At 43.3% G+C, this 23,188-nt stretch carries 22 protein-coding genes; 9 read left to right on the top strand and 13 right to left on the bottom strand.

The window, feature by feature from the left end; translation table 11 throughout:
- The first annotated feature begins 102 nt into the window (after positions 1-102).
- Complete coding sequence (locus tag L2703_RS08190; RefSeq protein WP_248970613.1) at positions 103-537, top strand: excinuclease; 435 nt, start codon at positions 103-105, stop codon at positions 535-537.
- A 424-nt stretch (positions 538-961) separates the two neighbouring features.
- Positions 962-1,318, top strand: coding sequence for a YkgJ family cysteine cluster protein (locus L2703_RS08185; RefSeq protein WP_238103268.1), 357 nt, complete (start codon positions 962-964; stop codon positions 1,316-1,318).
- Between the two features lie 64 nt (positions 1,319-1,382).
- Here the strand turns inward: L2703_RS08185 and L2703_RS08180 are convergent, their stop codons facing one another.
- The gene (locus L2703_RS08180; RefSeq protein ID WP_248970612.1) at positions 1,383-1,856 is read right to left on the bottom strand and encodes a hypothetical protein; all 474 of its coding nucleotides are present in this window, start codon (positions 1,854-1,856) and stop codon (positions 1,383-1,385) included.
- Positions 1,856-3,025 (bottom strand): PepSY-associated TM helix domain-containing protein, encoded by a 1,170-nt coding sequence (locus L2703_RS08175; protein WP_248970611.1) that lies wholly within the window; start codon positions 3,023-3,025, stop codon positions 1,856-1,858. The genes L2703_RS08180 and L2703_RS08175 overlap by 1 nt, the downstream gene beginning before the upstream one ends.
- 253 nt (positions 3,026-3,278) lie before the next feature.
- Here L2703_RS08175 and L2703_RS08170 point away from each other — a divergent pair, with 253 nt between their 5' ends.
- Both L2703_RS08170 and L2703_RS08165 read left to right on the top strand, forming a co-directional pair.
- Complete coding sequence (locus L2703_RS08170; protein WP_248970610.1) at positions 3,279-5,381, top strand: TonB-dependent siderophore receptor; 2,103 nt, start codon at positions 3,279-3,281, stop codon at positions 5,379-5,381.
- A gap of 639 nt (positions 5,382-6,020) precedes the next feature.
- Positions 6,021-7,031, top strand: coding sequence for a D-alanine--D-alanine ligase (locus L2703_RS08165; protein WP_248970609.1), 1,011 nt, complete (start codon positions 6,021-6,023; stop codon positions 7,029-7,031).
- A gap of 107 nt (positions 7,032-7,138) precedes the next feature.
- On the opposite strand, the gene L2703_RS08160 is transcribed toward L2703_RS08165, so the two are convergent.
- The 7 genes from L2703_RS08160 to L2703_RS08130 all read right to left on the bottom strand — a co-directional run bounded on the left by L2703_RS08160 (position 7,139) and on the right by L2703_RS08130 (position 13,635).
- Entirely contained in the window at positions 7,139-7,726 is a 588-nt protein-coding gene (locus L2703_RS08160) for a cytochrome c3 family protein (protein ID WP_248970648.1), read from the bottom strand.
- Between the two features lie 20 nt (positions 7,727-7,746).
- Positions 7,747-8,214: a nitrate reductase cytochrome c-type subunit gene (locus L2703_RS08155; protein WP_248970608.1), complete on the bottom strand. Its 468-nt coding sequence runs from the start codon at positions 8,212-8,214 to the stop codon at positions 7,747-7,749.
- 11 nt (positions 8,215-8,225) lie between these two features.
- The gene (napA, locus tag L2703_RS08150; RefSeq protein ID WP_248970607.1) at positions 8,226-10,715 is read right to left on the bottom strand and encodes a nitrate reductase catalytic subunit NapA; all 2,490 of its coding nucleotides are present in this window, start codon (positions 10,713-10,715) and stop codon (positions 8,226-8,228) included.
- A 2-nt stretch (positions 10,716-10,717) separates the two neighbouring features.
- Positions 10,718-10,975, bottom strand: a complete 258-nt coding sequence (locus tag L2703_RS08145; protein ID WP_248970606.1) for a chaperone NapD — start codon at positions 10,973-10,975, stop codon at positions 10,718-10,720.
- Positions 10,976-11,019: 44 nt separating this feature from the next.
- The gene (locus L2703_RS08140) at positions 11,020-11,178 is read right to left on the bottom strand and encodes a periplasmic nitrate reductase, NapE protein (protein WP_248970605.1); all 159 of its coding nucleotides are present in this window, start codon (positions 11,176-11,178) and stop codon (positions 11,020-11,022) included.
- Between the two features lie 366 nt (positions 11,179-11,544).
- A complete protein-coding gene (locus L2703_RS08135) occupies positions 11,545-12,453 on the bottom strand; it encodes a class I SAM-dependent methyltransferase (protein WP_248970604.1) in 909 nt (302 codons plus the stop codon).
- A gap of 33 nt (positions 12,454-12,486) precedes the next feature.
- Positions 12,487-13,635, bottom strand: coding sequence for an AI-2E family transporter (locus L2703_RS08130; RefSeq protein ID WP_248970603.1), 1,149 nt, complete (start codon positions 13,633-13,635; stop codon positions 12,487-12,489).
- 153 nt (positions 13,636-13,788) lie between these two features.
- Between L2703_RS08130 and folX the strand changes: the two genes are divergently transcribed.
- Together folX and L2703_RS08120 are read left to right on the top strand one after the other, a co-directional pair.
- Positions 13,789-14,157: a dihydroneopterin triphosphate 2'-epimerase gene (gene folX, locus L2703_RS08125; protein WP_248970602.1), complete on the top strand. Its 369-nt coding sequence runs from the start codon at positions 13,789-13,791 to the stop codon at positions 14,155-14,157.
- Positions 14,158-14,242: 85 nt separating this feature from the next.
- Positions 14,243-15,133 (top strand): TIGR01777 family oxidoreductase, encoded by an 891-nt coding sequence (locus L2703_RS08120; RefSeq protein WP_248970601.1) that lies wholly within the window; start codon positions 14,243-14,245, stop codon positions 15,131-15,133.
- A 294-nt stretch (positions 15,134-15,427) separates the two neighbouring features.
- On the opposite strand, the gene L2703_RS08115 is transcribed toward L2703_RS08120, so the two are convergent.
- Complete coding sequence (locus L2703_RS08115) at positions 15,428-16,324, bottom strand: LysR family transcriptional regulator (RefSeq protein WP_248970600.1); 897 nt, start codon at positions 16,322-16,324, stop codon at positions 15,428-15,430.
- A gap of 100 nt (positions 16,325-16,424) precedes the next feature.
- Positions 16,425-17,144 (bottom strand): pseudouridine synthase, encoded by a 720-nt coding sequence (locus L2703_RS08110; protein WP_248970599.1) that lies wholly within the window; start codon positions 17,142-17,144, stop codon positions 16,425-16,427.
- Between the two features lie 290 nt (positions 17,145-17,434).
- On the opposite strand from L2703_RS08110, the gene L2703_RS08105 reads away from it, so the two are divergent.
- Positions 17,435-17,719, top strand: coding sequence for a TIGR03643 family protein (locus tag L2703_RS08105; RefSeq protein ID WP_248970598.1), 285 nt, complete (start codon positions 17,435-17,437; stop codon positions 17,717-17,719).
- Positions 17,720-17,808: 89 nt separating this feature from the next.
- Here L2703_RS08105 and L2703_RS08100 read toward each other — a convergent pair whose 3' ends face one another.
- Both L2703_RS08100 and L2703_RS08095 read right to left on the bottom strand, forming a co-directional pair.
- Complete coding sequence (locus L2703_RS08100; protein WP_248970597.1) at positions 17,809-20,292, bottom strand: ABC transporter permease; 2,484 nt, start codon at positions 20,290-20,292, stop codon at positions 17,809-17,811.
- Positions 20,292-21,041 (bottom strand): ABC transporter ATP-binding protein, encoded by a 750-nt coding sequence (locus tag L2703_RS08095; RefSeq protein WP_248970596.1) that lies wholly within the window; start codon positions 21,039-21,041, stop codon positions 20,292-20,294. The genes L2703_RS08100 and L2703_RS08095 overlap by 1 nt, the downstream gene beginning before the upstream one ends.
- A 61-nt stretch (positions 21,042-21,102) precedes the next feature.
- On the opposite strand from L2703_RS08095, the gene L2703_RS08090 reads away from it, so the two are divergent.
- Positions 21,103-21,660 carry an arylesterase gene (locus L2703_RS08090; RefSeq protein WP_248970647.1) on the top strand — a complete coding sequence of 186 codons (558 nt, stop codon included), beginning with the start codon at positions 21,103-21,105 and terminating at the stop codon, positions 21,658-21,660.
- Positions 21,661-22,100: 440 nt separating this feature from the next.
- Positions 22,101-23,171, top strand: a complete 1,071-nt coding sequence (locus tag L2703_RS08085) for a DUF3083 family protein (RefSeq protein ID WP_248970595.1) — start codon at positions 22,101-22,103, stop codon at positions 23,169-23,171.
- The last annotated feature ends 17 nt before the right edge of the window (positions 23,172-23,188 follow it).

The following is a 23,188-nucleotide window of genomic DNA, read 5'->3' as shown; positions in this document are numbered from 1 at the left end:
AGATCATCCTTTTTGGTTAGAGCCATACAGGATTTTTAATGTTATTTTGCTCGGCTTAAGGGTTAAATTTAACAGCAATCACTAAAAGGACTTTTTTAATAAATGAAGCACACCTTAGCAACAATGATTTTGGCACTCTGTTTGCTGCCAGCAACAACCTTTGCCCGCGATGATATTGGCAACTACACGATAGCAGATGCCATGAACACAGATCATGCTAAAAACAAGCTTGGCGACAGTGTCCGTTTTTATTTTGGCGATCAACCTTATGGTGAACCTCAGCAAACAATGGGAGAGTTTAGCACCAGTAAAAAAACCAATGCCTTTAATAAAACCGATTTAGAGGCGTGCCAATGGGTATTTTTATCGGCGATGATAGCCTTAAAAGATCGTGCGATAAAAGAAGGCGGTAATGCGGTGGTAGAGATAAAATCAAACTACAAGCATAACCTCACCAGCAGTAATGACACGTTTCAATGTGGTGCTGGTGCATTAATGGCAGGTGTCGCATTAACGGGCAAAGTGGTCAAACTCTAATTTATGGTAAGCGTTGTTTGCTACCTATACCCAAACAACCTGAAGATGCTCGATTTCAGCAAGAATTTATACACGTTTAGACAAGGCATTGATTGTGGGTAATGGTTGTTCCCTTTCCAAAATCAGCTAAATTAACAAAAGCCGCAGCATAAACGCGTGTAAAACTTGCCCCTTGGGAGTTTCACCGTGTTCCCCTGATTTTTAAATCAAGAGCGTTGTTGCGTTAATTTATAAGGTACCTACGTTACCGCATAAACGCGTCTAGTATTGAAAACACGATGACGTTCCAAAATACGGATCTTCAAGTTGATTGGGTATAGACATAGCCATCAAGCATCGTTTGATGGTTATTTTGTTATAGGCAATTAGGATAACCAGCCAACATTACGGTATCCTTAGCCAAAATAGTTAACCGCAGCCTTTAATGCCTTCAAATCTTATTGCCAAGTTTACCGATATTGCGCCGAGCGCCTCACCTCAATCAGGCAGTGCTATCGACACCGCTACGCCAAGCCAAAACCCGATAACCTGCTCAAATTGCCAAGCCTGTTGCTGCCGATTAGAAGTGATGTTAATCACCGAAACCGGCGTACCCAAAGCCTATATAGCCAAAGATAATTGGGGCGGAGAAGTGATGCGTCGACTTGATGATGGTTGGTGTGCAGCCCTAGACAGAGACACCATGATGTGTTCGATTTACGAACTAAGACCGCTGATTTGCCGTGAATTTGAAATGGCTGAATATGAATGTGAATCTGAGCGTAAGGCATTTGGCATTTAACGATTGTGCGTTATTGCTGGCGACTGATAGTTTACCGCCAGCAAATAACACACAAGGCTAGCAATCAGTGGTGAGAATATAATACTTCAGGTAAAGCCCAGCTCGTCACTTGTTGTTGCCCTTGCCAGTCTTCAATGGTCAGCCAAATTTTATGTTCCGCAAGTAACACTTCTGGTGCAATGGCATGCACTTCTTGTCCATGTTGACTACCGTGTAAAATCCCTGCGTCACCCGAGGCTAAAGTCGCTAATGGCAAAGGTGCTGTACCAATGGTTAAATATGCTTGGCGGATTGCACTTACCTGCCCTTTACTGAATAGGAGTAAAAAGTCCTTGGTATAAGTGCCATCATGCAAGTATGGGGCATCCACATTATAAGGAATTGGGGTGACTTCAAATGCACCAAGCTCCTGAGTAGGCAGCGCATCAGGAAATTGCGGAAACAGAGACTGATATAAAAAATAGCCCACCAGAACTAATATTAAGCCATTGATTTTATATTTGTAACGGTTCCAAAGTGTGCTTTGCATGCGGGCCATTAGTGACTCTCCTGTTTAACAAAATGCGAGTTAACACTCGAAGTGTCCTCTACATTAGCTTTGGCAGCTTTAACGGTTCGCCCTGCCCACATTAAAAAGCCTGTAATAGACATGCCAGTTAGAAAAATGCCAAAAACAAACCAAATCGCTTTTGTCCACAACCCACCAATTGTGCCGTAATGCAGCGGATCGGCAATGTGCGATAGCGTTTGTAACGTGGTCATTTTTGCAGGTGTTCGCTCGCTTTCAACATTGCCGTTCCAGGGATTAACCGTTACCCCATAAGCATACTGATCATAAAAAATATGATCGCCTTGACCATACACTTTATACGTATCTCTTTGGTGTTCAGGCAACATCACATAGGTACTTTTAAAGCCAGGAAATTGCTGCTCAGCTAGGTGTAATGCATTAGACAATGTATAAGGTCTTGTCGGCGCGTCATTAGACGACATAGGCACCTGACTCACTTCTATTAACGGTGCATGCTCTTCAAGCTCAATATGATTGTGCCACATGATTGCTTGTGCCAAATACCACAAACCGGTAATGCTCATAAGCAGTAAAAACCACATAGACCATACACCAGCTAAACGATGTAAATCTGCGAGCAGTGTTTTTTTGCCTTGAGTGACACGTAATTTAGGTTGAGTGAAAGCCCGCCAGAAATTTTTATACACCACAAGCCCTGTAATGAGCGCCCCAAGCATCACAATGGCCATGGCACAAACAATGTAATAGCCTACGCTGTAATTACTATGCCAAGGAAACAGCAACCAGCCATGCAAAGACCGCATAAAATTAATAAAGGTGATGCCTTGGTTAATCTCCTGGATGTCACCTGTGTACTGATTAACATAAGCAATAGCAAACGGCACGTCCTTATCGGTAAAAATAACCGCATTAACCAAATAAGGCTCAAAACTCATTACCGTTGAAATACTGGCCGTTGGATGCGCTTGCTGAACAATCTCTACCAGTTCCGACATCGGTTTTTCTTGGGCATGCAGTGGATTACTTGCCCGTGCTTCAGGGTTAGTCAGCCAGGTTAACTCATGGCTAATGACTGAAATGGTCCCTGTAAGGCACACAAAACAAAAAATGATCCACACGGGTAATGAAAACCAGCCATGCAGCCTGAACCAAAATCGATTATTAAGTTTTGCCATCTGTCTTCCGAATCTGTTCGCGGCCTATGTAAAGACCAATATTGCCCATATGCTAATACGATTGATAACCAATCTCAACAACAATAGAATGATAATCATTATTAATTGTAAATAATGATTTATTGATCGCATTTTGTGTTTTTTATCTCAATATTGGGTTGTAAATGATAATGATTAACAATACCATTCGTGTATCTTAACATTGTGTCACGGTGTTAATTCCAGTCATCTTAGCAATCAGGTAAGGCAAACCATGCAACCTAAAAATATTTTTGCACTTTCAACATTAGCTTTGGCGATGGGCCTTTTCGTCCAGCCCCAAGCCTATGCTGCCGAGCAACAAAATGCAGAAAGCAATGACCCAAATATCGAAAAAATCCAAATTATAGGCGTGCGCTATAAACGTGTTAGCCAAGGCGCAACCGGATTAACCATGGAGATTGATGAGACACCGCAATCAATCAGTGTGGTCAGCAACGAGCAAATCACTAACTTTGCTGCTAACAACCTTAATGATGTGCTTCGTCTGGCGACCGGTATCAATGTCGAAGAGTGGGAAACCAACCGTACGCAATATACCTCTCGCGGTTTTGAAATTAAAAGTACCCAAATTGATGGGGTCGGCTTACCCAATGATTGGGGGATTGTGACCGGCGCAATGGAAGCTTATGGTTACGAAAAAATTGAAGTCATTCGCGGTGCAAACGGCTTACTTACAGGTATTGGTAATTCTGCTGGTACCATTAATTACGTACGTAAACGCCCAACAAACGAAAATGAAGGCGAAGTGGGTGTATCATACGGTTCGGACGATTTTAAACGCGTGCAAGCCGATTACTCAGTCCTGTTAACAGACAGTGGCAGTTGGGCTGCTAGGGTTGTCGCGGTTGCCGAAGATAAAGACTCCTACTTAGACGGCCTAGAAAATGACCGTGGCTATCTTTATGCTATCGTTGACGGCCAATTAACCGATAATTCAACTTTAGCGTTAGGATTTTCTTATCAAGATGCCAACACCGATGGCAATACCTGGGGCGGATTAGTGTTTAATTACACTGACGGCACCCAGGCCGAATGGGACACAAGCGCAACAACCACCCAAGAATGGACCATGTGGGACACCCTCAATACCACAGCGTTTGTTGAATACACTTACACATTACCAAATGACTGGGATGTTAAAGTTGCTTATAACCACCAAAGCCTAGAAGACCAAAGCAAATTATTTTACGCCTATGGCACTATCGATAAAGACACGGGCTTAGGCTTAACCGGTTGGCCAGGACGTTATGACACTGATTTTTCAGCTGACTTGTTAGACATTACCACTCTTGGGCATTACAGCTTGTTTGGTCAAGATCACGAGATGACGTTAGGATTGAGCGGCTCTCAAAGTAAAAAGTACATGTACCAGTACCCATTTGATTACGCAACAACAACTGCATTTGGCCCTACCCCTGCTTTCCCATATGACATTGATGCCATCCCTGAACCTGAATGGGGCGGTAAAGTCGAGTATTCCGACATTGATGTCAGCTTACTGCGTGCATATGGTTCAACCAAATTCAATATCAATGACAGCCTATTCTTAGTCGCAGGCTTTAATGCAATAAAATACACTCGCGAGGGTGTAAATAGCGGCGTTGATATCGACAACGATGAAAGTGAATTCAGCCCATATGCGGGTGTGGTGTACAGCATCACAGATGATATCAATACCTATTTTAGTTATTCAGACATTTACCAACCGCAAGAGCAGTATGATTACGACGGCTACTTTTTAGCGCCCACTAAAGGGGTTAACTATGAGCTAGGGCTTAAAACCCTTTGGCTTGATAACGACTTAATGGCAACCTTTGCGTTATTTAGTGCTGAGCAAAATAACCTTGCAAGCTACGCAGGCCTTAATGCCAACGGCAATTACTATTATAAAGGGGTGAATGTCGAATCTAAGGGCTTTGAAGTTGAAGTCACCGGACGTATTACCGACAACCTTAATGCAGTATTTGGTTATACCTTGCTTGATGTCGAAGATGAAAACGGCGATAAAGCAAACGAATGGGCCGCTCGCAACGTGGTGAACTTCTCGATGGATTATACTCTGCCACAATTACCCGACGTGAGTGTTGGCTTGGGCGGTCGATGGCAGTCTAAAACCAAAAATGTTGATTACAACGTTGAGCAAGATGCCTACCTAGTCGTTAATGCTTTTGCCAGCTGGGATGTGTCTGACGACCTCACCTTAAGAGCAAACATTAATAACCTGACTGACGAGAAGTACATCAATAGTTTAGCAACTGTTGGCTATTACGGCGCACCGGTTAACGGTTCTGTTAACGTAACCTATCGCTTTTAAACGCACGTTAGCCGTGGCTGATGTTAACGCCTTAGCCACGCGAGTCTAGCCGATACCTCATGACACCTCTTTTATAAATATAAAGGGGGTGTCATTTTTATATTGCTAGCCTAGGGCCTGTTGACCTTTCAAGGTTGTTTTTGCAGCGAATTGTTGACCATTACTCATATACAAGTGCGCGGCAGAGACTTTGAGGTGTAGTTATTCTACATAAAAAGTCGATAACGCAGTAAAAATGACCAACAAACGCTGCCCACAGGGTTCGGCTAAAAACGTTTTACTCTTTGTTGAACAATGCTTTACAAATAAAGAGTTGCTTAGGTGACTAGGCTACAATCCATTCGCCTCGATTAACACGTTTTTAACTCGAACAAAATTCAACCAGCAAAGATCAACAGGCCTTAGCCACTAAACTCCCGCCCGAATACGCAATGCTTTAATCATGTGAGTAACTTATAAGCGGTATACCGATTAATTATCTTAAATCAGCAATCAACCACAAAAACCAGGCTAAATATGCTGAAATATTATTAACTCTTACTTGCGCTGCATGGCTGTGGGTCTTTATCATAAGCACTCATTTTCAGGGCTAATCGGACAACACCCAAGCCCATTTTGTCGGTCTTTTCAGGAGTAAACATGCCAAAGATTAATCTGCTGTTATTGTGCGGCGGTGGCGGTGCAGAACACGATATTTCGTTAATGTCTGCACGTTTTTTTGAGTCATCACTGGCAACGTCAGATAAATTTTCGCTACTAAAATTAGTACTCGACAAGCACGGGCATTACCACACTGAAGACGGTAAGTTATGTGACTTAACCAACCGTCGTGAAATTCGTTTTGAAGATGACAGCACCCCAGCATGGCCGGTAGATTATGTCATTCCTTGTATTCATGGCTTCCCGGGTGAAACGGGCGATATTCAGTCTTACTTTAATTTAATCCAACTGCCCTACTTTGGCTGTGAGTCAGAAGCCTCAAGCAATTGTTTTAATAAAATTACTGCAAAAATGTGGTTTTCAGCCCTGGGCGTGCCTAATACGCCGTACATTTTTTTACACCAACTCGACGATGACGCCATTAAGCAAACTGAAGCGGCATTTGATCAATGGGGCTCGGTATTTATTAAAGCAGCCTCTCAAGGCTCGTCGGTAGGCTGTTATAAAGTCGATGATAAAACCAGTATCGCCAAAGTGCTTCACGATGCCTTTAGTTACGCACCTTATGTGGTGGTTGAGCAAACGATTCGCGCTCGCGAATTAGAAGTGGCCGTGTACGAATATCAAGGTGAAGTGGTTGCAACCTTACCCGGTGAGATTATTTGCGACAGCAATACCTTTTACTCATTTGACGAAAAATACGCCAAAAACAGCAAGGCACGCACCGATGTGGTGGCGAACAATTTGTCTGCCGAACTTAGCCAGCAAATTCGAGATTATGCCATAAAAGCCTTTAAAGGCATGAAGCTACGTCATTTATCGCGTATTGATTTCTTTTTAACCCAAGACAATCAAATTCTACTCAATGAAATCAACACCTTCCCTGGGCTAACACCCATTTCGATGTTCCCGAAGATGTTACAACATCACGGCCACGATTTTACTGAGTATTTAATTGATGTGATTGGCAAACAAGTCGATTTGTCGTAACTCATTTTGTCATGAATAGGATTGCGATAAGCACTAGGTGTTAATACCAGACAAAAAACAAGGCCAGCAAATTGCTGGCCTTGTTCATTTTATGATGATACTGAGCGTTAGAAACCTTCTACACCCGCCATGTCAGGTAATTGGTGTGCAATCCCCTTATGACAATCGATACAGGTTTTTTCACCGCTAGCTAACGACGTTGAATGCATTTGCGATGCACGCTTAGACTGACGGGTAAAATCCATGTAATCAAAGTTATGGCAGTTACGACACTCTAAAGAGTCGTTGGCTTTAAGGCGGTTCCATTCGTTTTCAGCTAAATGGCGACGCTTTGCTTCGAACTTTTCACGGGTGTTAATGGTGCCAAACACCTTACCCCACACTTCTTTAGACGCTTGCATTTTACGGGCAATTTTATCTGTCCAGTTATGCGGTACGTGACAATCAGGACACGTTGCACGCACACCACTGCGGTTAGAAAAGTGAATCGTTGTTTGCAACTCTTGGTAAACGTTGTTTTCCATTTCGTGGCAGCCGATACAAAACTCCTCGCGGTTAGTTAATTCTAAAGCCGTGTTAAAACCACCCCAGAACATAATCCCCGCAATAAAGCCACCGATGGTCAAAAAGCCAAGACTGTAATGGACACTCGGGCGTCGCAATACCTTCCACACCAGTTTTAGTTGATCAAACAGTTTTGCTAACATATTGACTCCTAATGCTTAACTGCGTTGGCTTTGATTAAATGATCAATATCAACAAAATCATTTTCAACGAGTAACTTGGCATCTAATTGCGGTGCATGGCACTGAGTACAAAAGTAACGACGTGGCGATAAATCAGCCAAAAAGTTGTTCTCACGGTCCATATAATGCGTCACACTCACCATGGGCGCCTGTGAATGACCTGTACTGGTACGAGCATGGCATTGCATACATTTATTCACTTTAAGATCAATTTGATAACCGTCAATCTTATGTGGGATAACCGGCGGCTGCATTGGGTAGTTACGCACCTGCTTAACGTCAGTATTGATCACCGCTTGCATCGCTGGCGGAGTGGGCTCAACGTTAATGGGGGCTAAACGCAATGTGTCGATTTTGTCCTCAGGTACGCTGGTCGCCATAACGCTGACAGAGAAGCCCAATAACGCGATAATCGATAAAAATTTACCTGTTTTCATAGTCGGTCTCCTCAAGCCTTTACAATCTTAATGGCACACTTTTTAAAGTCAGTTTGTTTAGAAATAGGATCTGTTGCATCCAAAGTGACTTTATTAATGAGCTGACTGGCATCAAACCATGGAACAAACACAAGTCCAACAGGAGGTTTATTACGGCCACGAGTTTCTACACGGGTTTTGATCTCACCACGACGAGAAATCACCTTGATTTCATCACCACGGCGTAAGCCACGCTTTTTAGCATCTTCAGGGTGCATAAAACACACCGCATCTGGGAAGGCTTTATACAACTCAGGTACTCGCTGGGTCATTGAACCTGAATGCCAATGTTCAAGCACACGACCCGTTGATAACCAAAGATCGTACTCTTGATCAGGTGACTCTGCCGCAGGCTCATAAGGCAATGCAAAAATAACTGCTTTACCATCTGGTTTGCCGTAAAACTCAAAACCTTTTCCGGCTTTGACATAAGGATCTGACCCTTCACGAAAACGCCACTTAGTCTCTTTGCCATCAACCACTGGCCAACGTAAACCATGCTCTTTATGGTAAGTATCAAAATCAGCTAAATCGTGACCATGACCGCGACCAAAGGTCGCGTATTCTTCAAACAAGCCTTTTTGCACATAGAAACCAAAGGCATCATTTTCGGCGTTCATGTATTTAGGATCAGCGTCTGATACAGGGAACTTATCAACTTGACCATTCTTAAATAGCACATCAAACAGTGTCTTGCCTTTGTATGATGGATTAGCCGCTAACACGTCTTTTGACCACACTTCGTCAGTGGTAAAACGCTTTGAAAACTCCATTAACTGCCACAGATCAGACTTAGACTCACCCGGTGCTTTGACCATTTGATGCCAGAACTGCGTGCGACGCTCGGCATTACCATAGGCGCCCTCTTTCTCAACCCACATTGCGGTTGGTAGAATTAAATCAGCAGCCTGGGTGGTGACCGTTGGGTAAGCATCCGATACCACGATGAAATTATCTGGGTTACGGTAGCCAGGTAACATTTCTTCGTTAATGTTAGGGCCTGCTTGCATGTTGTTATTGACTTGCACCCAGTAACAGTTCAAGTCACCGTCTTTTAAGCGACGGCTTTGTTCAACCGCATGAAAACCTGGTTTTTCAGGGATAATCCCTGCTGGGATTTTCCAGATTTTTTCGGTAATCGCCCTGTGTTTAGGCTCTGTTACCACCATGTCTGCAGGTAAACGATGTGAAAAAGTGCCTACTTCACGTGCCGTACCACACGCCGATGGCTGACCAGTTAATGAGAAAGGACTATTACCCGGTGTAGCAATTTTGCCTACAAGCAAGTGGATGTTATACATAAGGTTATTACACCACACGCCGCGAGTATGCTGGTTAAAACCCATGGTCCAAAACGAAGTCACTTTCCTGTTTGGATCGGCATAAAGCTCAGCCAGTTCAAGCAGTTTATGCTCTGGTACCCCAGATAATTTACTCACAGACTTAACATCGTAATCAGCGACAAACTGCTTAAATTGGTCAAAATCGATTGGAGTAGAATCGCCTGCGGTGTCAGCATTTTTGGCTTTCATCTGCGTTGGGTGAGCAGGACGTAAACCATAACCAATATCGGTCGTACCTTTGCGGAAATTCACATGCTTATTCACAAAGTCCCAATTAACCTTGTTGTTTTGAATAATGTAATTAGCAATAAAATTTAAAATGGCTAAATCGGTTTGCGGATTAAATACCATAGGTAAATCAGCAAGGTCGAACGATCTGTGCTCAAAGGTCGACAACACCGCGACTTTTACATGTGGTGCGCTTAAACGACGGTCGGTTATTCGTGTCCACAAAATGGGGTGCATTTCAGCCATGTTTGAACCCCAAAGTACAAAGGCATCGGCCGCTTCCATATCGTCATAACATCCCATTGGCTCATCAATACCAAAGGTACGCATAAAGCCTGCCACCGCAGACGCCATACAATGACGCGCGTTAGGGTCGATGTTGTTTGAACCAAAGCCGGCTTTCATTAATTTAACCGCGGCGTAGCCCTCCCACACTGTCCATTGGCCCGAACCAAACATACCTACAGCAGTTGGACCTTTAGCTTTAATGGTGGCTTTCCAGCGTTCGGCCATGGTGTCGAACGCTTTTTCCCAGCTAATTGGGGTAAATTCACCGTGTTTGTCGTATTTTCCGTCTGTCATACGCAACATAGGCGTTTGCAAACGATCACGGCCGTACATAATTTTAGAAAGGAAGTAACCCTTAATGCAGTTTAAACCGCGGTTAACTTCACTTTTTGCATCACCATGGGTAGCAACGACTTTACCGTCGCGAGTTGCAACCATCACCGAACAGCCCGTACCACAAAAACGACAAGGGGCTTTGTTCCATTCAAGCTTGGTTTGCTCTGAACTCGTAATAAGGTTTGTGGCACTAGTGGGTAAAGCCAAACCCGCAACACTTGCCGCTGCTAAAGCGGCATTGGCTTTCATAAAATCGCGTCTATTCATTTTCATTTTTCACCTTCTTCTAGCGCTTCACTTTGGTGATACACCATGGTGGCCGACAACACACCGGGAATGGCATTAATCGTTGAGATATCGTCCATCAACGATTTTTGGCTCGGACCTTCTACGACAACCACTAACTTAACGTCATTATTAGCTGACAATTCAGCATTTGGGATGGCCATGATTTTTTGTCTTACTTCAGCCATTTTATCTGGTTGCACTTGGACAATTAGGCTGGTTACGTGCAGTTCATTGCTCATTACATCACTCTCATATTAATCACTTTAATTATTGGATTGATGGATTAACCAGCACCTGGTGGCCCTGTAAGTATTTGGCTAAACCAAATACTAAAACCCAGTGCACTGACCAGTAACACAGATAAAATAGGTGCCAAAAAGACGGTTAAGAAGATGAATATTTTCAGTTCCAAACCTTTTAAATTGGTAGTTTCTTTACTCATAGACCCTCCAGTAGTGGGGGATAAAACAACACATGGATTTATATTTGTTGTTTCTTAATTAGGACTCGGGAGAAGTTTAACGTTTATCAATTAACAAACTATATACTCACAAATTGGTAAACTCAGGGTTATATGATCTAGATCATCAAATTAGTTAAATCATTATCTAGATCGAACTTGTTAAGCATAAATACCGATTAAATAAAGACTTATTTACCGATTATTTGATAAATATCACCTTTTGCTAACATGATTAAATTCAGTTACCACACTCAGGTTTGTTAATAGATTGTAAATTGACACACCCATAAAAAAACCGACGCCTCATTGGCGTCGGTTTCGTTTACTCAAAAAATGATGTTATGTTTAGCTCAAACGATAACGCAATACTTTTAAAGATTTTTGCTCATCGATGTCAGCAAAGACACTTGGGTTTGTAAGCCGTTCAACATAGGTCAACTGCGGTGCAGTATTGGCAACTTGTTGCATTAAAAAATCACAGCCAAGCTCAGGCGCATTAAGGCACAATAACACTTCTCCTTGCGGCGCTAACAAATCGGGTAAACGTTTTAACAACCGCTCGTAATCTTTGGTGGCCACAAAACTGCCACGCTGGTTACTTGGCGGATCGGCAACGATTAAGTCATAAGGCCCAAGCTTGGTCAGTTTGCCCCAAGACTTAAAAATATCGTGGCCCAAATACCGAGCACCTACTGGTAAATCGTTAAGTAAATGGTTTTGCTTACCAATGCTTAACGCACCTTTACTCATATCCATATTCACCACTTCATCGGCGCCACCTTGCAATGCCGCAACCGAAAAACCACACGTGTAGGCAAACAAATTAAGCACTTTTTTGTGCTTCGCATGTTGCTTTACCCATGCACGACCATTGGCCATGTCTAAAAATAAGCCATGGTTTTGACCTCGCAACAAGTGCACTAAAAAACGACAACCGTTTTCAGTTACCACGTGTTGCTCTGGCACATCACCAAACAATAACTCGCTAACGGTTTGACCACCATGACGGTATTGATAGACTAAATTTAGTGGCTGGCCTGGGTAGGACGTTTGCCAAAACGTGACAATAGCACTCACTAATTCATCACGCTGCTCGTCGTCTAACAGTTTAAAGCTAGTGAGCAGTAATACCGGTTTGTACCAATCTAAACAAAGGTGCTCATCGCCAGCAAATAAACCGCCACGACCATGAAATAAACGGCAAACATCTTCGCCAACAGTCAAACCGGGTAACACTTGTAAAAAACGCTTCATACTCTCTCTTACTTACGCTATTGACTCATCAATTTATGATGGTTTGGATTGTTCATCATCAGTATTAACTGGGCTTTCATCCGTTTGTTGCACGGTGTCATCGGCTGAGGAAGCAACAACTTGCTCGATATTTTCTGTTTGATTAACAATGTCTTCAACATCATCGGACAATAATATCGACAACCAGCCGCCTGACTGACTTGATTCAAGGCCAATTTTAACAATCATTGTTAGCGGCACCGACAACAGCATACCAACCGACCCGAGTAACCAGCCCCAAAATATTAATGATAAAAATACCACCAAGGTCGACAAGCCCAAACCACGCCCCATAAAACGCGGTTCAACCACATTGCCCATCACCATATTAGTGCCTAAATATAACAACCCCGTAATACCCGCAGCACCGGGGCCCATTTGGATAAATGCTAATAATACAGCAGGGATCGCCGCTATAATCGAGCCAATATTGGGAATATAATTAAATAAAAATGCAATCACGGCCCATAACAGCGCATAATCAACACCTATGATGCTAAGGCCAATCCCAATCACCCCAGCGGTGGCTAAACTCACTAGGGTTTTAATCACCATGTATTGATTTACAGAGTGTAGAAACTTGTCAATTTGCTTTAAACGCATATCAGGGTCGTCTAACGCTAAATGGAATTTTTTGGGCAGTGACTGGGCTTCAAATAACATAAATACAATCGTTAAAATAATCAAAAACAGGTTGGCCATTACATTACCCACGCCCGAAAGCATATTGGTGGTCATCGACAACGCCATACCGGGATCAAAATAGTCGAGTACTTTTTGTTTAGATATCTGAATATTTAAACTTTGTAGCTTTTCAATTACCCAAGCAAACTGTTCAATTAATTGCTGGCGATACACGGGCATTTGTTTAGAAAATTCATTGACTGAGCTGCCAACTAAACTGGCTAACCACAGTCCCATAAGCACGATAAACGCCATCAATAAAATAATCGATAACCATTTAGGTACCCGATACTTAGACAACCACACAATGGCTGGATTACAAATCACGGCCAAAAATGCCGACAACACAAAAGGCACCACTATTGGGCTGGCAGTTTTTATTCCCGCTAAAATAATCACCACACACGCCATCACCACAAAGCTGCGTACGGCCATAGGCGACTCTTGTATTCCTTTCATAGGGTAAAAAATCCTTATTGTTACGTATTAAAATGGTTGATTATGCTAAGCTGAACCCAGTAACGTGTTGCTAATTAAGTTAAATTTTATTGTTTACTTTATAACGTTGGCCATATTATTAGCGAATCACTTTTAGGGAATGACACACACAATATGAAACCAGAAACCGCGATTATACGCATTAAAAACTTGCGTTTACGTACTTATATCGGCATTAAAGAAGACGAAATCAATAATCAACAAGATGTGATCGTCAATGTTGTGATTCATTATTGTGCCGACAAGGCGCGTAATAGCAACAATGTTGCCGATGCGTTGAATTATCGCACCATTACTAAAAAAATCATTGCCTTGATTGAAAATAATCGTTTTTCGTTATTAGAAAACCTCACCAACCAAACACTGGCGATTGCCAGCGAGCACGATTGGGTTGAGTTTGCCAGTGTCGAAATAGACAAACCGCATGCATTGCGTTTTGCCGACTCGGTGTCGATGGAGTTGTGTTACCAAAAACCACAATAACTCATGCTACGTGGCGAGATGATGATCATTTTAATGTTTGGTCGCGTATTACACAGCTTAACAGCCATACTAAATGGGAGCTGACATGAAAATTTTAATCACTGGCGCCACGGGGTTTGTCGGCCAACAGTTAGTGGGCTCGCTCACACAGCATCAACTGGTGATATTAAGCCGCAATATAAGTGCTGCTAAAGCCAAACTGGGTGAGCAACATCAATACTGCTCAAGCCTAGCGGATAAAACCGACCTCAACGACATTGATGCGGTGATCAATTTAGCTGGCGAGCCCATAGTCGCAAAACGTTGGTCTATTCAACAAAAGCAACTTATTTGCCATAGCCGTTGGGATATTACCGCCGCTCTTAGCCAACTTATCCGTAATAGCAGCAACCCGCCTCACACCTTTATTAGCGCCTCAGCAATAGGGTATTACGGCGCCCAGGGTTCAACGCCTGTTGATGAACAAAGCGGGTTTCACGCCGAATTTGGTCACGATATTTGTCAAAAATGGGAAGACCTTGCCCTGCAAGCACAATCACCCAAAACCCGTGTGTGCATTACTCGCATTGGCATTGTATTGGGTAAAAATGGCGGCGCGTTAGCCAAAATGTTACCACCGTTTAAGTTGGGGCTTGGCGGGCCAATTGGCAAAGGCGATCAAGGCATGAGCTGGATCCACATCAGCGACTTAGTGGGCTTAATTCACTATTTACTCGAGCGCCCGCCCTTGCAAGGCGTGTTCAATGCCACTGCGCCAAATCCGGTAAGTAATAAAGTGTTTTCACAAACATTAGGCAAAGTGCTTAATCGCCCAGCGATTATCACTACACCACCGTTTGCACTGAAACTGGCTATGGGAGAAATGTCACAGCTGCTTATTGAAGGTCAATTTGTGCTGCCGACTAATGCGCTCAAAGCCGGTTATGAGTTTAACTATACCGATATTGAAGCAGCGCTCACTGATGTGGTGAGTTAAATGGCTTATGAGTTAAATGTGCTCTTAATTGGGTCTGTAGTGAATTGAATGTGTCGTGGTAAAAGAAAGCCGAACAGTTGCACGGCTATAATAAAATATAATCACTTTAACAACTGACTCTTGGGAACAGTGATTTATCTGATCAATCTAGTCTAATTGGTCTTTGGTTAGCTTATTTAATCTCAATAATCCTTTGTTACTCATTGCGCATTAATAAGTGACCACTCAGAAAGCGTCCAGCGGTTTTTGATTAAGGCGTCGCTATGTAGTAATGGTTGTTCATCATAAACTGACTCAAACCAAATTATGAATAATATCAATGATGGGTTGGTAACGTTTTGCCAGCGGGCGATGCTTTTTATTGATTAAAAATAATGGCTCACTAACGCCCTGCTTTGACTCACCTGCATTATCAAACGTTGCAATGCATATTTGTGTTTGCTGGGCAAAACTGTCTACGGCAAATTGAGGCAATACGGCAAAAGCTAGGCCTTTTGCTACTGGCACGAGTATTTGGTTCAGTTGGTTAACATAACTTCTTATTGGCACTTGCTGTGCCATGGCTTGTTTGTCATTAAAGTAATGATTCACTATTTGCTGCCAATAATGCATGCCATCGGGATGCGCGACCATGCCAAGTGCCATGAGATGTTCAATGTTTATCGCGATATCTTGATATTTTTTCGGCATCACAACACATAAAGCTTGCTGACCAAGTGGCGTGAGTTCGAGCTCATCGATATGAACGGCTTGGGTGATAATACCAAGTTCGACCTGGTTGGCTAATACATTGTCGATGATGCGTTTGTTAGGTGCTGCTTCTAATGAAATTTGTAATTGCTGGTGCGGCTGCTGATAGTCTATTAAATGCGGATAAAGTAAGAGTGCCAACGAGCCAGAGCAGGCTATTCGGCACTCGCCAACATGAACATCATCAACAGCCAGTTGTGACAACAATTGTTGCTGTTGTTGCTGCCAAAGTAAGGCTTGTTGATGTAATTGAATACCCGCTTCAGTCAGCTCAAAACGTTTTCCAACCCGGTACAACAAAGCCACGCCGACTTGCTCTTCCAACTTTTTAATGTGCTGGCTTACCCCGGGTTGGGTCATAAACAGCTGTTCTGCGGTATGGGTAAAATGCCCGACTTCAACTAACTTAATAAAGGTAGTTAACCATTGCTGATTTAACATGCCACACTCCAACGCTACACGATGTCGATAGCATAACAGCTTTGATAATGTGAGATTATCGATAAGTCTATTTTTAATAAAAAATTAAAAATAGATGAGGTTAGCTAACATCAGATCCATCTTCGCTATTTGCCGTGTAAAAAGAGCTGATCTCCTCTGCGGTTAAATAGCGCCATTGGCTTTCAGGCACGTCGAGTTCTACCGCACCAATACGCTGTCGATGCAGCGCGACCACTTTGTTGCCCACGGCAGCAAACATGCGTTTAACTTGATGAAACTTACCTTCAGTGAGTGTAAGCAACACCTGTTGTGCCGAGATAACCTCTAACTTTGCTGGTAAAGTCAGGCCCTTTTCACCCTGCAATGCAATCCCATTAGCAAAACGCTCGGCCACATCCTCTTTTATCGGTTTAGCCAAATTAACCCGATAAGTTTTATAACACGCGTATTTGGGCGAGGTGATATTAAATGTCCAACGGCCATCGTCGGTTATTAACACCAGTCCGGTGGTATCAGCATCTAAGCGCCCTGCAATATGAAGCTCTGAGGGCCGCTCAATATCCATTAATGAGAATACCGATGGATAAACCCCATCGACGTTTGAGCACAAAGTTTGCTGCGGCTTATGTAATAACAGATAACGAAAAGGACGCGGTACTAGGGTTTGCCCATTTAATTGCACCAGATTATTTTCATGCACTTGACTGGCTTCATCGGTAATGGCCACGCCATTAACCCACACAGTGGCTTGGGCGATACAGTCGCTCACTTGCTGCGGCGTTAATTCGGTACTTTTACTGACAAAACGGTCAAGACGCATGTGGTAGTGATATCCAGAATAATGATTTAAACCGTCGTTAAACTATTTAACCTGAGCTCGGGATAAGGAATGAACTTATACTATTTAAAATCAACATGTTACCCATTCTCACCTTCAAGCTTGTCATTTGTTCTGCTAACAAGGCGAATTGACACGTCAATAGCTAGCCTATTGTAAGTCGATTCAACGCAGTGAGCAGGGCAAAGGACTGTTTGAAAGGCATTTATTATCCCGAGCTCAGGTTATTTATAAACACGCTATAAACTAAGTTAGGCTGTTTAACGTATGTAATGGCAAACCCAATAACGACATCATACGCAATGCTTTCAGTGCAAGATACCTCAAGAATTATCGAAATGGCGTGGGAAGACAGAACCCCATTTGAAGCCATTGAACACCTGTATGGCTTAAACGAATCCGCTGTCATTAAATTGATGCGCAGTAACATGAAACCAGGCAGTTTCAAACTGTGGCGAGCACGTGTTACAGGCCGAAAAACCAAACATCTTAAGCTTCGTCCTGAGGGAATTGATCGTGGTTATTGCCCTACACAATATAAGCCGCGATCTAAATAGCGGCCTAAACAACACATCAACGACACAAGCAAAAGGGAGATGACATTGCATCTCCCTTTTCGTTCAATTAGCGGTTAGTAAGCTCAGTGTTAACCCGCTTTTAGCATATCACTGCACGACTTATTCAATAACTGTCTGCAACGCCACACGCCAAGTGTTGAAACAATGGCGGCGCCGGCAACAGGGGCAATCCCCCACCATGGCCAATGCATATACACAACCAGCTCGAACACCTGCGTTTTAAGCATGTACAGCGCAAACTCAGCCACTATTACCGCTAACAAGCCCGCTATTGCACCCAGTAGCGCAAACTCAAACCCGGTAGATGCCCGCAGTAACCAGCCCGAAGCGCCAAACGTGCGTAATACCGCTAGCTCACGTTGACGAGTTGCCATACCGGCCTCGGTTTGGGCAATCAGCACGAGTGCACTGGCTAACAACACCAATGCCAAAACTAATGACAAAGACAAAGACACTTGTTCAATAATTTGCCTTAACTGCCCTACCATGGCGCCAACATCAATGATTGATACCGTTGGAAACTGCTTAATTAATTGCAGCACAATCTCATTTGACGTTAATGGACTACCTGCATCAGCCAGTTGTTGATCATTAAGATGAAAACTGGCCATTGACGTATACGCAAACGGCGCCAGAGCCTTAGGCGTAAAAATCATAAAAAAGTTTGGCTGTAGGGTTTCCCACTGCACCTGTCTAATACTGGCTACGGTCACCGACAAATCCTGGTTATCGATTCGATATGTCAGTTTATCTCCCAATTTCAACTCCAAGCGCTCAGCGACGCCTGATTCGACAGACACCTCATCATCAGCTTGGTTAAATTGTCCTTCGAGTAATTTATTATTGGGCGGCAAGGTATCGCGATAGGTTAAATTTAACTCACGCGATATACCAACACGGCCTTCGACGCCCTCTTCTGATTGCCGACGTGAAATGAGTTCTTCATCATTGATGTGAGTTAAGCGTCCACGTACAACCGGGTAAATATCGGTGGCCTTAATGTGATTAAGGGTTAAAAAGTCATCGAGCGGTTTAGCATCATCAGGGGCAATATTCACTAGAAAATAATTCGGTGCATTTTCTGGTAATTGTTTTTGCCATTCGTTTAGAAGGTCTTGTCGTAATGCCAAAATGGTGAGTAGCAACACTAATGCACTACTAAAACCAACTAATTGCACCGCATTTTGTCTAGCGCGGCGGCGCAGTCCTGCCAAAGCAAGTTGCAATGGATTGGTGGTTTTCATGCCTATGCCGTGGCCAAGGCGGATCATTACAAACCCTAATAGGCTCAACAACACCCCCAGTAACATGACTGCCAACACTACCGTCATAGTGAGCGCGAGGCTTCTTGAATATAAATAGCCTAAAAGTGCCATCGCCGCGAGGCTGAGGAGCAAGTGTAACCACATACCGAGCTGCAACCCCTCAAGCTGGCGTTGCAATACTCGAAGCGGTGGTATCGCTAATAAACGCATTAGCGGATAAGCCGAAAACATAAATGCACTGATTAACCCGGTACTGACACCTAATAATACAGGGCGCAAGTAAGGCGGCGAATACGCTGCGATTTCGGGCGGTAAAAACGCGGTAATACCAAGGTCAAGTAACAGGCCGCCAATTAACCCTAAGCCAATACCCAATATCGTCACTAATGAAAGATGCAAACCAAATAGCACACGGATTTGCTTACCTGAAGCACCAAAGGTTTTCAACATCGCCACCACATCGTAATGGCGCTGACAATAACGCTGCGCCGCAATACCAATAGCAGCACACGCCAATGCAATACCCAATAAACTGGCGAGCAATAAAAAACGTTCAGCACGCTGTACAGCAGAGGCAATCGGTGAGTCGCCCGACTGCACATCAACCCAGCGTTGGCTGTTATTAAGTAGCGGTTTAGCTTGTTGTTCAAAGGCGCTTAATTGCTGTGCATCACCAGTAAACTGATACAGGTATGTCACGCGGCTGCCCGGCTGAATAATCCCTGTCGCTGCTACATCATTTAAGTGAATAAGTAACACCGGCGATGAGGCAAACGGATTAAAACCGGCGTCAGGTAAGCGACTTATCTCTTCGGTAAGTGACAACTCACTGTTGCCTAACTCAATGGTTTTAGGAAAACCCAACAAACCACCAAGGCGATTTTCATACCAAGCCTGGCCTGTTTGCGGTAACGCTTGTGTGATACCTGTGCTGAGTTCAATATCGCCTTTTAATGGGTAGCCATCTCCCACCGCTTTTACCGTCACAAGCTGAAACTTATCGCCAGCGTACACCATTGAATTAAATTGCATATTGGTGACATGGGCAAGGCCAATCTCGCCTGCAATGGTTAACACTTTAGGGTCTAACTCAACGGGTGAGTCGATAATGCGATCGGCTGCTATAAAATTTGCGGCTTCACCATTAATCGCCACTTGTAAACGCTCGCTAACCCGAGCAAGCCCAGTGACCGACAAAACGGCTAAGGTTATTGCTAAAACAATTAAAACTAATTGGCCTTGTGCAAGCTCACGCTTAAACAAACGCCAAGCAATGCGCCATTCCATTAGTTTGCCTCCACTAATTGTGGAGCAGATGCACTTTCGCGCTGAGTAGCTTCTGCTGCAGGCTCGGATAGATGACCGCTTTCCATCACAAGTTGCCTTGCACAGCGCTGGGCAAGGTGTAAATCATGGGTAACCAGTACCAAGGTCGTGTCGCTTTCTTGGTTGAGGGCAAATAACATGTCAGCAATTTTGTCGCCATTTACGCTGTCTAAATTACCGGTCGGTTCGTCGGCAAATAACACTTTGGGTTCACAAATAAATGCTCTGGCAATCGCCACACGTTGCTGCTCACCGCCCGATAATTGTTTCGGTAAGTGGTTTAAGCGATGCGACAAGCCAACACGTTCAAGCATGGCTTGGGCTTTTTGCTTGGCATCTTTTACGCCAGCAAGCTCAGCTGGCAACATCACATTTTCTAGCGCGGTTAAGGTATCGACCAACATAAAGGATTGAAAAATAAAACTGACTTTTTGTTTACGCAGCGCCGCTTTTTGCTCTTCGTTTAAGCCAGACAAGGCCACACCATCGAGCATGATCTCTCCCGAGGTGGGGGTGTCTAGTGCAGCGAGTAGTCCGAGTAAGGTTGATTTACCAGAACCCGATGGCCCAAGAATAGCAATGCTGTCACCCTGCTTGACTTCTATATTAATGCCGTTGAGGATAGTCAACTCTCCCTCTTGGGTCACTACAGTTTTATTAAGGTTAGTTACAGTTATGGCACTGGTATTACGAACGCTATTATTAGACATACAATCCTTCTTTTTTTTGTCGCTTAAACGCATGTTAGCTGCTGCATTTACGTTAATGTTAATGTGCGCGCCTGGCTATGCTGCCACGATTTTGATCTTAGGTGATAGCCTAAGTGCTGGTTATGGCATGCCAGAAAACCAAGGTTGGGTACAATTATTGCGCGATGAACTACCACAACACACTATCATTAACGGCTCAGTTAGTGGTGAAACAACCGCAGGAGGTTTACGAAGACTCCCAAGTTTACTGGCCTCCAGCCAACCGGACATTGTTGTTATTGAACTTGGCGGTAACGATGGCCTTCGAGGATTTCCACCGAATCAGCTGAAATCAAATCTTACAAAAATCATTACGCTCGCTAAAGAACAAAACGCCAAAGTGTTATTGACCGAAATCATGGTGCCACCTAATTACGGTCCACGCTACAGCAAAATGTTCACAGATGTTTACTACCAATTAGCCGAAGAATATTCGCTCAGCTTAATCCCCTTTTTTATGCAAGAGATTGCAGCTGATAAAAGTTTAATGCAGCGTGATGGTATTCACCCTAACGAACAAGCTCAAAGTAAAATTACGCAATGGATGCTACCGTGGATCACTCAAGCAATTGATGAGTAAAAGATGATTTTCATTGCAAATGTTAAAAAGATTTCTTTAAAGTGAACAAAAGTCATTTTATTTTCAGCTTCAATGTTTAGAATGGAAGCTCAACAAGCAACTCAATAACGATAAACTTTAGACAACAACTAGGGCCTGTTGATCTTTGGTACTTGAATGTTGTTTGAGTTAACAACGTGTTTATCGAGGCGAATGGGTTGATGCCTAGTCATCTAAGCAACGCTATTCGCACAGCGTTATTCAACAAAGAATAACACGTTTTTAGCCGAACCTTTCAGGCAGCGTTTGTTGGCCATTTTTACTGCGTTATCGACTTTTTATGTAGAATCACTACACCTTAAAGTCTCTGCCGCACAGTGGTATATGTAAGAAATGGTCAACAATTCGCGGCAAAAACAACCTTGAAAGATCAACTGGCTCCAGACAATTAAGGAAATAACATGTCCGTCAGTCGTCAAAAAAAAGTATATTTACCCACTGCCACCCGTAAAAACCAGTACATTACGATTGGGTTTCCATTAACCGACGAATACCTAAATGCATACAGTAGCTTAGAGTCCTGCTACGATAGCTTTAGCAAATTAGTTTATCAACTCGCAGAAAAACATGAATTATATAATGTTCATGTTGTTGCTACAGACAAATTACCTATGGTTCGCTTTCACAGCGAAGCATATTGTTTAAATTCTAATGAACAATTACGGTTCTTTTACAACCCAGCGCATCATGAGGCAAACCGATTACACAGCATACCAGGATTTCGCGCACGTAAATTACGCATTGTCTTTTTAGCCACAGGAAATGACTTACGAAGCAATGCGGCTAATTTCCATTCAAAAATCCAGCAGTTTATTACCGATTTAACCCCGTTATTACCGATTAAAGATGTCCCGATAAAAATTCGCGATCACCAACATATTTCTTACGACTTTTTTGCCAAAGCAAAAGGGTTAAAAGAAACCTATGGTTATAAATTACGCGCCGTAGACAGCCGTTATCAACGTCGTCATTGTCAATTGCCCGAAAACGTCAGCACATTAAATTACGTTACCATCAATATTCCAGTTGACCGCCGAATTAAAAAACAATTACTGGCTAATGACACGGTCGATTTTGGTTCAGTATACCAAACGGTTTACGACAAATTTATTCAGGCAACCAAAAGCAAACAGCTTAGTCGAGTGGCGATGGTCGCCAATGGTAAATTACCCTTAGTGCGTAACAGTAAATACGAGCAACTCACCAGCACCGATGAGTTTCAAATGATTGGTTTTGACCCTCATGCGCAATCTCCAGAACCTATTGGGCATTGGGACAGCAATAAGCTCGTCGATGTGTTCAGATTTGTAATTGTTGCAGGTAAAAGCGACGAAACCGATGAAGGTTACGGTCGTTTTATGAACCAGGTAGAAGATGCTTTACGGACTTTCACTCAAGAATTTGACATCGATAAAGAACATGTTGATGTTATTTTACGTTTCCACCAGCACATTAGCTACAAAGCTCAGTAATACTCAATACAACAAAA

The sequence above is a fragment of the Shewanella basaltis genome, assembly GCF_023283885.1.
GTDB classification, from domain to species: Bacteria; Pseudomonadota; Gammaproteobacteria; order Enterobacterales; family Shewanellaceae; genus Shewanella; species Shewanella basaltis.
This window is presented reverse-complemented; position numbering and strand designations above follow the sequence as displayed.